At 67.0% G+C, this 11,559-nt stretch carries 15 protein-coding genes and 2 pseudogenes; 3 read left to right on the top strand and 14 right to left on the bottom strand.

The genetic code is table 11. The features are described from left to right. A partial coding sequence (locus tag QH470_RS15025) for a helix-turn-helix domain-containing protein (RefSeq protein WP_280272971.1) occupies nucleotides 1-819 on the top strand: 819 nt, incomplete at its 5' end. A 111-nt stretch (nucleotides 820-930) separates the two neighbouring features. On the opposite strand, the gene QH470_RS15020 is transcribed toward QH470_RS15025, so the two are convergent. Both QH470_RS15020 and QH470_RS15015 read right to left on the bottom strand, forming a co-directional pair. Continuing rightward, nucleotides 931-1,650 carry a hypothetical protein gene (locus tag QH470_RS15020; RefSeq protein WP_280272970.1) on the bottom strand — a complete coding sequence of 240 codons (720 nt, stop codon included), beginning with the start codon at nucleotides 1,648-1,650 and terminating at the stop codon, nucleotides 931-933. After that, nucleotides 1,638-2,234, bottom strand: coding sequence for a TetR family transcriptional regulator (locus QH470_RS15015; RefSeq protein WP_280272969.1), 597 nt, complete (start codon nucleotides 2,232-2,234; stop codon nucleotides 1,638-1,640). Before QH470_RS15015 ends, QH470_RS15020 begins: the two co-directional genes overlap by 13 nt. A gap of 292 nt (nucleotides 2,235-2,526) precedes the next feature. On the opposite strand from QH470_RS15015, the pseudogene QH470_RS15010 reads away from it, so the two are divergent. After that, a pseudogene (locus tag QH470_RS15010) lies at nucleotides 2,527-3,474 on the top strand (hypothetical protein); the annotation flags it as partial. Nucleotides 3,475-3,710: 236 nt separating this feature from the next. Here QH470_RS15010 and QH470_RS15005 read toward each other — a convergent pair. The 3 genes from QH470_RS15005 to QH470_RS14995 all read right to left on the bottom strand — a co-directional run bounded on the left by QH470_RS15005 (nucleotide 3,711) and on the right by QH470_RS14995 (nucleotide 6,295). Next, nucleotides 3,711-4,958: a multidrug effflux MFS transporter gene (locus tag QH470_RS15005; protein WP_280272968.1), complete on the bottom strand. Its 1,248-nt coding sequence runs from the start codon at nucleotides 4,956-4,958 to the stop codon at nucleotides 3,711-3,713. Then, the gene (locus QH470_RS15000) at nucleotides 4,955-5,455 is read right to left on the bottom strand and encodes a MarR family winged helix-turn-helix transcriptional regulator (RefSeq protein ID WP_280272967.1); all 501 of its coding nucleotides are present in this window, start codon (nucleotides 5,453-5,455) and stop codon (nucleotides 4,955-4,957) included. Before QH470_RS15000 ends, QH470_RS15005 begins: the two co-directional genes overlap by 4 nt. Nucleotides 5,456-5,674: 219 nt before the next feature. Then, nucleotides 5,675-6,295 carry a TetR/AcrR family transcriptional regulator gene (locus QH470_RS14995; RefSeq protein ID WP_280272966.1) on the bottom strand — a complete coding sequence of 207 codons (621 nt, stop codon included), beginning with the start codon at nucleotides 6,293-6,295 and terminating at the stop codon, nucleotides 5,675-5,677. On the opposite strand from QH470_RS14995, the gene QH470_RS14990 reads away from it, so the two are divergent. Next, the gene (locus tag QH470_RS14990; RefSeq protein ID WP_280272965.1) at nucleotides 6,264-7,178 is read left to right on the top strand and encodes an MFS transporter; all 915 of its coding nucleotides are present in this window, start codon (nucleotides 6,264-6,266) and stop codon (nucleotides 7,176-7,178) included. The genes QH470_RS14995 and QH470_RS14990 overlap by 32 nt on opposite strands. A gap of 34 nt (nucleotides 7,179-7,212) precedes the next feature. Here the strand turns inward: QH470_RS14990 and QH470_RS14985 are convergent, their stop codons facing one another. The 9 genes and pseudogenes from QH470_RS14985 to QH470_RS38115 all read right to left on the bottom strand — a co-directional run. Continuing rightward, nucleotides 7,213-7,611: a MerR family transcriptional regulator gene (locus QH470_RS14985; RefSeq protein ID WP_280272964.1), complete on the bottom strand. Its 399-nt coding sequence runs from the start codon at nucleotides 7,609-7,611 to the stop codon at nucleotides 7,213-7,215. Then, a pseudogene (locus QH470_RS14980) lies at nucleotides 7,611-8,123 on the bottom strand (STAS domain-containing protein); the annotation flags it as partial. The pseudogene QH470_RS14980 and the gene QH470_RS14985, both read right to left, overlap by 1 nt. Before the next feature lie 37 nt (nucleotides 8,124-8,160). Further along, entirely contained in the window at nucleotides 8,161-8,703 is a 543-nt protein-coding gene (locus tag QH470_RS14975; protein ID WP_280272963.1) for a CAP family protein, read from the bottom strand. Between the two features lie 368 nt (nucleotides 8,704-9,071). Next, complete coding sequence (locus tag QH470_RS14970; RefSeq protein ID WP_280272962.1) at nucleotides 9,072-9,368, bottom strand: hypothetical protein; 297 nt, start codon at nucleotides 9,366-9,368, stop codon at nucleotides 9,072-9,074. Nucleotides 9,369-9,446: 78 nt separating this feature from the next. Next, entirely contained in the window at nucleotides 9,447-9,764 is a 318-nt protein-coding gene (locus tag QH470_RS14965; protein WP_280272961.1) for a hypothetical protein, read from the bottom strand. Nucleotides 9,765-9,909: 145 nt separating this feature from the next. Then, complete coding sequence (locus QH470_RS14960; protein ID WP_280272960.1) at nucleotides 9,910-10,485, bottom strand: GNAT family N-acetyltransferase; 576 nt, start codon at nucleotides 10,483-10,485, stop codon at nucleotides 9,910-9,912. A gap of 23 nt (nucleotides 10,486-10,508) precedes the next feature. Further along, nucleotides 10,509-10,664: a hypothetical protein gene (locus QH470_RS14955; RefSeq protein ID WP_280272959.1), complete on the bottom strand. Its 156-nt coding sequence runs from the start codon at nucleotides 10,662-10,664 to the stop codon at nucleotides 10,509-10,511. A 389-nt stretch (nucleotides 10,665-11,053) separates the two neighbouring features. Beyond that, a complete protein-coding gene (locus QH470_RS14950; RefSeq protein WP_280272958.1) occupies nucleotides 11,054-11,254 on the bottom strand; it encodes a DUF1918 domain-containing protein in 201 nt (66 codons plus the stop codon). A 196-nt stretch (nucleotides 11,255-11,450) separates the two neighbouring features. Continuing rightward, nucleotides 11,451-11,559: IS3 family transposase (locus QH470_RS38115; protein ID WP_342213397.1), on the bottom strand; the 109-nt coding region annotated here is incomplete at its 5' end.

The raw sequence follows: 11,559 nt of genomic DNA, 5'->3' as shown, positions 1-11,559 counted from the left end.
CGGGGGGGCGTTTGTTTTTCCCCGGGGTGTTGGGGCGGGTGGTGGGGGGGGGGGGGCCTGCGCGCCGGCCGGCCCCCGCAGCTCGATGTCGCGCTGGCTGCGGCGGTATCCACGCGGCATCTCAGCTGCATCGAAACCGGACGGGCGCAGCCCAGCAGGCACATGATCGAGCGCCTGTGTGAGGAGCTGGATATTCCGCTGCGCGAGCGCAACTCGCTGTACCTGGCCGCCGGCTTCGCTCCCGTGCACGGGGAAAACGCGTGGCAGGATCTCGGCCCGGTGCGGGTCGCGCTCGACACCTTGCTGCGCGCTCACGACCCGTATCCGGCGGTCGCGATCAACACCAGGTGGAACGTCCTCGAGGCCAACCCCGCTATGTGTCGTTTCCTCGATCAGGTGCCGCAGGCCGTCGCCGGTCCGCCGCTGAACATGCTGCGAGCCACGCTGCATCCCGACGGGCTCGCGGGGACGCTTCTCAACCCTGCACAGTGGCGCGCCAACGCGCTACGCCGCGTCCGCCGCCAACTGGAGCGCACCGCCGACCCCAAGCTCGCGGAACTCCTCGCCGAACTGGAGTCGTACCCCGCACCGACGGACGCTCCGCCACCGGACCCCTCACCCGGCGATGACATCGTCACTCCAATGCGGATGGCGACAGGGTCCGGAGAGCTCTCACTGCTGTACACGGTCACCGTATTCGGCTCGCCACGAGATGTGACCCTCGACGAGATCGCCATCGAGACGTTCCTGCCCGCCGACGAATTCACACGAAACGCACTCGCCACCATGTCGCAGGACAGCAACACAGCTCAACGCTAGGAACTGTCTCAAGTCGAGATATTGCCAGGATCTTGCTGGTCACATGGTTGATGCCGCGGACGGGGAGATCACCTGAAAGTGCTCGATAATGCCGACGAGGGAGTGCAGAACTTAACGGAGGACGTCGTAGGAGTCGGTGTTGATCAGGATGATGCTGGCGACCATGCCCCATGCCGGGGCGAGGAGCCACAGGCTGTTGGTCCCGCCGATGAAGATCGCGAGGTTGCGTCTGGTGTGCCCGACGTATTCCTTGTTGAAGAAGTAGGCGAGGTAGTAGAGGACGGTGCCGTAGAACATCATCCAGAAGATGATCAGGCCCATGATCCCCAACGCGCGCGCCGGAATCATGTCGAAGGTGAGGCCGTAGATGAACAGCAGCGACGGGATCAGCGTCACGTAGCCGTTGCCGGAGTCGACCCAGAAGCCGAACGATTTGCGGTTAGCGTAGGCGGGATCGAACAGCGAGTACGACGACCAGACCTGCGCCCAAGTACTGGGCCGCACGATCTCACGGAGTCGGATGGGGGCGGTGAAGAAGTCGATCACCCGGTCGAGTTCGCGTCCGCGATAGTCCGCGACGAACCGCTCGTGCTGGCGCTCGATGAGGGAGATGCGCAGGTTCAGCGAGATCTCCCACAGCGCGATCATCACATTGATCCAGGTGAATGTCACCAAAATGATCTGCCCGACGTTGACGCCGTAGCGCGCGATATGCAGCGCAATCGGTACCGCGGCGCCGACCACGACGAATACGGCTACCACCATCCAGACACGGAGAAATCCGTTGCCGCGCACAGGGTTTACCGCCGTGGATTCGGTTACTTCCAACATTGGGTCCTGGTTCCTTCGAAAGCTTGTTCGGTGAGCTGGTGCAGGGTGGGGGCGCGGGGGTCGTCGTTGTCGAGCCAGCGCAGGAAGGCGAATTCGGCTGCGGCGAGCACCGTGTGGACCAGCAGGCCGGGCCGGATGTCCTCGTCGGGTCGCGCGCCCATCCGGTCGCCGACGAGTTTGGTCAGCTGCTCGCGCTCGAAGCGGCCGACCAGCGCGACGCGGTCGAGTACATGCGGTGCGGCTCGAATCGCGGTGCGCCAGTTGTCCAGTGCCTCCTGCTCGGCGACGAATGCCCGGCTCCACTGCAGGCTTGCCTGGCACAGCGCTTCGTCGGCCGACTCGCTGCCGGGCCGTGCGTGCAGGTTGTCGACGATGGCCGCACCGGCCCGGCGCAGAATGCCCAGCAGCAGGTCCTCTTTGCTGGTCACATACCGGAAATAGGTGCTGTGCCCGATACCCGCGGCCGCCGCGATCTCCTCGGTGGTCACCGCGTCGAACCCACGCTCGGCGAACAGCCGCGCCGCCGCCCGTTGAATATCGCCACGGATCTGTGCCTTCTGCCGATCCCGCAGCGATTCAGCCACGCGCGACCCCCGGACCCGGATGTGCACACGCCGGCGCCAGCTCGGGATGAGCCCGCACCGCATCGATCGCCGCCTTGCCGAAAACGCCGGTATCGCACTGGACAATCCGCAACACGAAGACCTCCCGAGAGAGACACTCTTACTACGAGAGAGTCTCTCTCGAGAACGTAGCGTATTGCAACAGCTGTTACGTCCCTATCGGATTTCGCCCCCGCGTCCTATACGTCTACGTCCACGACCGGCTTAACCGTTCGCCGAAACACACGCGCTGGCATGGTCACGCAGTTGCCGCTGGGCGACGTCACTGGCCGGGACCGCGTGGATGCTGCACGCCTGGGTTTCGGCCGTCCGGTACACCCGCGGACGCGGTGCGCCGATACCGGTATTCGTCTTCCTGTATCTGGCGATCTCGGTCCAATACATCTTCCCCGCAGTCGAATCCGCGATCATGATCGTCGCGGTGGCGGTGGGCGAGGTCGTCTACCTGCGTCCGTGGCGACCGACGTTGCGGCTGCTGCTGGTCGCCGGCTGCGCCGGGCTGGCCGGGCTGTCGACGTTCCTGCCGAGCATGCTCTCGTCGTCGGTGACTTGGCGCGGCAACCAGCGCATCCTCAACGATTCGTTCCTGGATGTGCCGTGGTCGGAATCGCTGAATGCCAGCCTGCCCAGCACGGTTCCGGCGTTCGAGAGCTGGTGGGGGTACGTCCAGCCACTGCCCATGGTGTACATCGCCTGGTTCCTGATCCCGCTGCTGGCCTTCATCGACTCGCCCGCCGTCCGGCGCGCCATCCGGGAATTCACCGGTCCAGCACTGTTCGCGCTCATCTTCCTGATGTGGACCGCCGGACCCGGACACATCGGACCGCTACGCTGGCCCGCCCGCGTGCTGCCGATGCTCGCGATCGGGTTGCTGGTGCTGGTGTGCGTGCTCCTCAGCCGCTACGGCACCTTCGTCGACTGGCGCCGCCGCGGCACCACGGCCGCAGTCCTGATCGGGTTGCTGTTCGTCCGAACCTTCTGTGCCGCACTACATCTGGTGCTCCGGCACCTCGTCGCCGTCTTCGCGGCACTGACGGTAGCGGTGGTGTGGGCAGCCCGCACCCGGGGCACAGCGCTGGCCTGCGTGCTCGCGATCCTGGCGATGTTCCCCATCGCCTACGACCAGGTCCGCGCTCAAGGCGCCACCCCGATGTCGTATCACTTCCCCGAAAGTTCGGCATCGAGTTCGCGGTCTGGTCCGACAGCCGCTCTATCGAGATGGTGCTGCGGACCATGCCGTGGTGGCTCGATGAATGGGAGGCCAAGCCCGGGAAGACGGGTGGGTTTGTCCCACGATGCGACAAGTCCGCGTGCGCCCGAAGGCCGACTTCGACGCCTCCTCCCCCCACCCGCCCGGAATGCGACCGGAGTTCTGACAGTCGAACCGAGTGCGGCCGGACCGCCCCCCAGGAGATTCTCGACAGCGGATTCGGTGGCTCAGTGGCCACCGCTGTAGCCATCGGGTTGCGTTCTGTAGTGGGCGGTAGCGACTGCGGTGAGGGTGGCCAGGGTGAGGACGATCGTCATGACGGCTGCCATCGGTGCGGGGCCGTGGGTGTCGAACAGGCCGACGATCGGGGAGGTGGCGGCGCCGAGGAGGAATTGCCCGCCACCGAGGAGTGCCGATGTCGCGCCGGGGGCCGTGCGGCCACGTTGCTGGGCGATGGTGACCACGGCGGGGAAGAAGACTCCGAATGCGGTGAGCGACACCAGAAGACACCCCCAGGTGACGGTCATGGGGCTGCCGGTGGTGAGAGAGACGAGTAACAGCAGCGCCGCCCCGGTCGCGGCGACACCGGCGGAGGCGACGAGGAGTGTTTCCGGCGCACGGTGTTTCACCAGGCGCCCGTAGGCGAGACTGCCGAGCATGTTGCCGGCGGCGTTGCCGCCGTAGACGAGGCTCGCGGCGGCCGGAGTGAGGTTGTAGGTGTCCTGGAACACGAAGGTGGTTCCGGCGATGTAGGCGAAAACCGCTGCGCCACCGAACGACAGCGCGAGTACGGGGGCCAGGACGGCGCGGCGGGTGGCCAGGGCGGTGATCGCGCGTAGCCCGCCGGTGATACCGCCGGAGGTCCGGGCGTGTGGGGGATGCGATTCGGGGATCCATCGCCAGACCCCGGCGGTCAGCAGCACGCCGAAGGCGGCGAGTATCGCGAAGATGCCGCGCCAGGGCAGGAGCAGTAGCAGGGCTCCGCCCGCCATGGGCGCGAGGACGGGAGCGGCGGCGGTGATGGCGCCGAGGCGGGAGTACATGGCGGCGATGTCGTGATCGTCGAACAGGTCGGCGACCACGGCGCGGGCGACGACGATACCGGCGGCGCCGCTGACGCCTTGACCGAAGCGGGCGAGGTCGAGTATCGCGATGGTGGGTGCTGATGCGCAGAGCGCGGAGAGGGCGGCGAATCCCGCGGTGCCCGTCAGCAGGACGGGACGTCGCCCGATCCCGTCGCTGAGGGGTCCGAGGACCAGTTGGCCGACGATGATTCCGGCCAGGAATCCGGTCAGTGACAGCTGGGCCCCGGAGGCGTCGGTGTCCAGCGAGGCGGCGAGGTCCGGCAGGCCGGGCACGTACATGTCGGTGGCAAGGGGTGCCGCGCCGCTGAGCCCGGCGAGCACCAGCAGGAGTTGAATCCTGCCCGCCGCCAACGGTTTCGAGCGCGTGGTCAGCGCCCGGCGGACGGTCATAGGGCGGGTGCCGCGCCGTCGTCACGCGCGGGGTGCCCGGCGGCGGGGGTGTCGGCGAGTTCGCGTAGTAGTCCGGCGGCGATGGCCAGCACGCCGCGTTCGGCGTCGCTGAGGGTGTGACGCAGCGCGGTGGCCAGCCAGACGTTGCCGTCGCGGACATGTTCGCGCAGCGCCTCGCGTCCGGTATCGGTGATGACGATGTCGTGCTGCCGGGCGTCGATGTCGCTGCGGGAGCGGCGAATCCGGCCGAGGTCGTCGAGCTCGTTGAGGACCCGGGTCAGTGACTGCACCTGCAATCCTTCGATGGCGGCCAGTTTCGAGGCGGTCAGCGGGCCACTGTGCGCGAGGTTCGCCAGTACCGACGCCGCCAGCCGGGTCAACGGCCGCCCGCTTCCGGGCTGTTCCGCGCGCAGTCGCGACGACAGCCGCGATACCGCCCATCGCACCGATTCGGCAAGCCGGAGATCCTCGTCGGCTCGCTCGTCCTCAACAGTCACAGAATACAAGCTAAGTCTTTCTATTCTGCGGAGTCAAGCGGGATATATCGGCAAAGTGCTATGTAATAGCGTAGTGATGGCGGATGGGCGTCTCTATCAACGGGTGGCAGTGAGCGCAGCGTCACCGGGGATGACGGTCGCGAAACATGCTGCCGCGCAGCAGATGCGGGGCTCACCCCGCGCACAGCCGCCGCGGTGGGCGGTGGCGGGAATGGCGAATCAGGAACCTGCGGTGGAGAACACGCGGTCGAGATGGTCGCGGAGCACGGTGAGGGCGTAGTCGATCTCGTGGTGGCCGGCCAGCACGGCGGTGCCCAGGCCGTTGACCATCATGACCAGTCGGGTCGCCTCGTATCGGGGGTCGAGGCCCGGGGCCAGTTCGCCGTGGTCGCGGGCGCGGGTGAGCGCGTCGGCGAGTTGGTGTTCGAGGTGGTCGATGCCCGCGGCGAACGGTGGTGCGGCGAGTTCGGGATCGGTGCGGGCGAGCATCGTGTAGGACGTGCCGACGAGGTGGAACGCGCGGCTGGGGTCGTCGGTCGCTAGCGCTTCGGCCACGAACGCCTCCACGAAGGCGCGCGGGGGCGGCGGATCCGGCAGTCCGCGCAGCCGCTCGGCCCACCGCTGCCGCGATTGCTGTTCGAGATGTGCCAGTGCGCCGATCAGCAGCCCGGTCTTGGTGTGGAAATAGTACTGCACCAGGCGTAGTGACACTTTCGCCTCGGCGGCAACCGACCGCATCGATACCGCGTGCAGCCCGTCGCGGGCGGCTACCCGTACGAGCGCGTCGGCGATCTGCGCGCGGCGCGCGGTGTGGTCGGCATTCCTGTCGTGGCGGTCCACACTGCTGATCAACGTCCCGGTCGGTGTGCTCGCCGCGGTGGCGGCGCTGCGGTTCGTTCCCCGTGATCGGTGGCGCGACCACGGCAGCCGAGTCGATGTGACCGGCGCCGTGCTGGCTACCGCCGGGCTCGGCGCTCTGGCGTTCGGTGTCGCACGAGCCGCGACCGCTGGCTGGACGGCGCCGTGGACGCTGGGCGGGATCGGTGCCGGTTTGACGCTGCTGGCCAGTTTCGTGGTGGTGGAGGCACGGGCGGTGGTGCCGTTGATGCCGTTGCGGTTGTTGCGGATTCGGTCGGTCGGAGTCGGGAATGTGGTGATGGGGCTGGCGGGCGCGTGCCTGAATCCGATGTGGTATTTCCTCACGCTGTCCATGCAGAACGTTCTGGGCTACAGCCCGTTGCAGACCGGTCTGGCGTTCCTGCCGCACACGCTGGTCGCGATCCTCGCCGCCATGCTGGCTACGCCGTGGCTGATGGCGCGCCTCGATTCCCGGGTGGTGATCGCGGCTGGAGGTGTGCTCGCCGCCGCCGGGTTCTGGTGGCAGAGCCGCCTCGGCCCTGCTACCGGGTATGCAGCCGGAATCCTCGGTCCCGCAATCGTTTTCAGTGCCGGGAGTGGCCTGCTGAATACTCCGGTCACGGCCGCGGTCACCTCCGGTGTCGACCCGGGTGCGGCGGGTGCGGCGTCGGGGTTGATGAACACGACCAAGCAGATCGGCGGCGGCCTCGGCCTCGCCGTCCTGGTCACCCTCGCCGTCCCCAGCGGCACCGGAGCAGCGACGTTCGCGGACGCCTACGGGCGGGCTTTCGTGGCGATGAGCGTGGTCATGCTCGCCGTGGCCGCGCTGGGGTGGCTGCTGCCCGGTCATCGCGACCATTCGTAACCGTCTGCGGCGCTGCCGCTTCCGGGGAGATCGCTCAGTGGCGGGTGTGGGTGGCGAGGAGGGCAGTGAACTCCTCGGCGTAGGCGAGCTGGCGGGCCAGGGCCGCGCACCGCTCGCGGGCCTGGGCGTGCATCTCGTCGACGAAGACGCGGGCCTGGTCGCGGCGGGCCGCGGCGGCGTCCGGGGCGGCGAGGATGTCGAGGGCGTCGAGCAGTTGTGTCATCTCGGCGAGGGTGAAGCCGAGAGGTTTCATGCGGCGGATCACCAGCAATCGGTCGACGTCGGTGTCGGTGTAGAGGCGGAACCCGCCCGCCGATCGCGCCGAGGGCTGCACGAGCCCCACTTCGTCGTAGTGGCGGATCGTCTTGAGCGACAACTCGGTTCGCTCGGCCACCTGACCGATCTGCAGAAACCCGCCCTCCGGTGCGCCCATCAGTGGGCGCCCGCGAGGTGTCGGGACAGCCGGCCGTGGCGTGCCTCCGACGCCGGGTTGAGGCCGATGATCTCCACCGTTTTGCCTTTGGCGGCGTATTTGGTGGTGATGGCGTCGAGCGCGGCGACGGTGGACGCGTCCCAGATGTGGGTGTCGGACATGTCGATCACGATATGGGCCGGATCGCCGGTGTAGTCGAACTGGTAGACCAGGTCGTTGCTGGAGGCGAAGAACAACTCCCCGCGCACCTTGTACACCCGCGTCCCCGACCGCTCCTCGGCGTGGTCGGCATCGGCACCGGGCAGGGCGGTGACTTCGGTGAAGTGGGCGACGCGGTGGGCGAAGGCGATCATGGCGGTGAGCACGCCGACCACGACACCGATGGCGAGGTTGTGGGTGGCGACGGTCACGACCACCGTCGCGGCCATCACGGTCGTTTCGGCGATCGGCATGCGCCGCAACGTCTTCGGCGCGATCGAATGCCAGTCGAAGGTCCCCACCGACACCATGATTGTTTTCCGGAACGGGTGCGGCCTCGGCTGCCTCGGGTTACACCCGCCTGCCTACGTTCTGCTGGAACTTCCCCTGGTAGTTGCCCGGCGGGCTGTATCGAGCCACGACGAACACGCTGGGCTGGGAGAAGATGGTGTCTGCCGGACACTTAACCACAGCCGCGGCGACCTGGGTGGTGGACTTCCACACGACCTGGGTGAAGTGCCCGGTCGCACCGGAAAAGACCGGGTTGGCGTAGTTGTATTTGGCTGCCTCTGCCATCCACGCCTTCATCGCCTGATCGATGGCAGCGCCGGTGTCGGTGCCCCCGAAGGCGTAGAGGTTCTCCCCGTACTTTCCTCCAGCCTGAGAGTGCTGGAACTTGCATTGTCCGGCCCACTCGAGCGCAGCCGGATACAGAGCATCGCTCCAGGTCAGCGGCCGTGCACCATACTGGGCTCGATACTTGTTGTGCTGGACCAGCACCTCATGTTTGAAGGCTGCGTCAGGACCGTCCGCGGACGCCGGAACAGCATTCGAGATCGACCCACCGAGCACGGCAGCCACCGCGAGGGCGATCGCGGCGCCGGACTTCCACACCGAGGGCCTCCGCCGGCGAGGTATCGACCGCGCAGGTGTCGAGGAAGGATCGAGACAGAACAGTGGTAGCCGCACGCATCTCTCCATTCATCGTTGAAATCTCAGATTGCAATGGCTCAGGGTGCGGAGTGCCCTTGCAAAGCCGACCAGGCCCCCGGCGTCTTCGCCGTCCATTAGAGCCGACCTCGCGAGCCCTGCCGGTGCAACGCGCCGCACCGATCCCCACCCTGATCGGTGTCGCCCCCTCACCTTGCTACCGAGGTTGGCTCGCTCAGCACCGACAACATCCCGGAATGCCGCTGATCGAGCGGCCGAAGCCGGCGCATCGTGGTCGGTAAACGATCATTCGCCGACAACCAGGCCCTCACTCACCGTGCTCGACAAGAATCCTTCCCCTGGTCCACCCGCACCACTCCGGGCAGGACGCCCGCCGACCCGTACTGCTCGACGCGCGAGATCGCCGCCCGCAACGCCGCCAGGATGCTCTCGCGGCTCGGCGTCTGCGGTGTCACCGCCACCCCGAGGATCACGGTGTGCGCGGCGTCGATGAACCATGTCACCCACGGCTTGCGCAACCGGCCGTCGACCTCGACCTGCACCGCCGCCTCCACATGATCGGCCTCCCACGCCGCATTCCGGAACGACGGCGGCCGCTTCAGAAACACGTCGTACTTACGGCGCGCACATTCACTTTCCCGCAATCCTGCACGGTCACCACTGCTCACATCGGCCTCGACCGCCCGTTACAGCGCGGATTTGCTCGAAGCTGCTGCGCCACCGATCTTCTCGGCCTCGACCAGCTCACGATGCAGCGCCATCACATTGGCCCGCCAATACGCCAGCCGGACCCGCAACTCGTCGTCGATCCGGAACCGGGGCCGCGGCGAAGCGGCAACACCGGCGCGGCGGGCGTGCAGCCACCGCCACACCGTCCGCTCGGCGACACCCAGAGTCTCCGCGCTCAACCGGACATGATCGCTGGTCAGCTCCCCGCGACGAGCCAACGCCACCAACCGGTCAGCAGCAGCCCGCCGCAGCGCCCGCGCGGCCACGTCAGCCAACCGCCGACCTCCCACCACGCCGTCCACCGAAACCACAGCATTTGAACACGAACCCGCCAGCACGACTGTTGTCCGGGCTGTGCCGCTCGACGGCAGCTCAGGATGGTGTTGGGCAATGAGCAACCGGACAGGTTGTGGACATGCGCTAGTGGCGCCTGACCCAGCGCATCTGTCTGCCCGATTCGGCCGGGGCAGTCGGCCGGCGCGGTGCGGTCCCTTCGAGGAGGTATCCGAGCCGGCGAGGAATGGCTGCGCTGCGATCGTTGGCTGCGTCGCAACGGATTTCGACACGATCGACTCCCGGCAGAGCAAGCGCGATCTCGGTCAGCGCCGCGGCGGCACGGGTGATGACGCCGCGACCGGTGTGTGCGACATGGCACCAGTAGCCGAGTTCGGGGGCGGTCGGGTCGATGCTGGAGTCGAGAGTGATGCCGCCGAGCACGGTGCCGTCGAGAGCGAAGATGCCGTAGCGGAAGGCCATGTCCTCACCGGGCCAGCCCGCGACCATCCGGCTGTACTCACGTTGGCCCTCGAGCGTCGCGAGTAGGTCCATACCGCCGATCCACGGGCACAGATGAGCCAACGATGCGGACATCGCATCCCATCGCGGTCGGAGATCTTCGGGTCGCCACCGGCGAATCAGTAGGTCTGCGAGGTCGATTCGCTGCGGTGGCGCAGTCCCGGCCAGGCAGGTCCTCCGCCGTGACCGGGACCGGCTCACCGAGGTCGCTACGAGGTCAGGTACTAGACATCCTGCTCTTCTGTAGGCCCCGCCTCGTTATCTGCGTTGGCCCTCTCCCCGTGCGGATCATCTTGGTGGAACACCTTGCCGAAGGCATCTTTGGCCTGGCCTTTCGCGTACTCCAAGTTCTCCTTGATGCGGTCTCCTGCATGTTCCATGTCGGACAACCTCCTCGAGTTCGCTCGCGTGGTACGCCCGGCAGATCACTCAACCGTCCAGCCATCCACCGGTATCGACAATGGGGCACAACCGAACACATCGATCATCGAACGCCAAGCTGCGCACAAGATCCATCCAGCAGCCAGGCCGGTAACGCACAGACGAGGTACCCCCGTTGCTCTGGGCGAAACGACCCAGGTCATGGAACTTCAACGACCTCGCCCGCCGCGGAATTCGGCGGCGTCGAGCTCTCGCCCGCCGTGGCATCAACCGCATGACCGGCCAGACCGTGCCGAAATGATCACTGCTGGTACTCCCGGCCCTCCAATGAAAGGTGCCAGCCTGCAACGCGAAAGCCGGACTGGCCGACCGGTTCGGTGGGACAGTGTCACTCGGTGGCCGTTGACTTGCGGTGGTCTACGACGGTGTCCGGGCCGGGCGTCATGATGGTCTCGTGCCCGTTCTCGGCCCGGACTCGGTAGGGGGGCGTGCCGTCGGCGCCGAGCACTTCGACGATCTCGACGACGCGGTCCTGCTGACCTACGACGCGGCCGTGCACGACCAGCCTGTCACCTTTGGATGCATGCATGTGAAGCCTCCTCGTTTCCGTAGGCGGGCCTGACCATTTCCACGGTACGGCCCAAGCGTCCGATCGTCGGCACGGATCGGGTGTGGGTCTCGGGCACGAGTCGGTGTTGCCTGATCGCGCTGAGGCGTTGCCCGATAGGGCGCTGATCCCGTCCAACCGATGTGTGAACCGTCCTGGATCCGGTGGAGACTCGGGTTCAGGCCACCTCGGCTGAGATGCTCTGTTGATGGTAGAGGTGTTCGTATTCGACCGGCGGCAGGTAGCCGATCGACGAGTGGAGGCGCTGGGTGTTGTACCAGTGCACC

The sequence above is a fragment of the Nocardia wallacei genome (assembly GCF_029868745.1).
GTDB classification, from domain to species: domain Bacteria; phylum Actinomycetota; class Actinomycetes; order Mycobacteriales; family Mycobacteriaceae; genus Nocardia; species Nocardia wallacei_B.
This window is presented reverse-complemented; position numbering and strand designations above follow the sequence as displayed.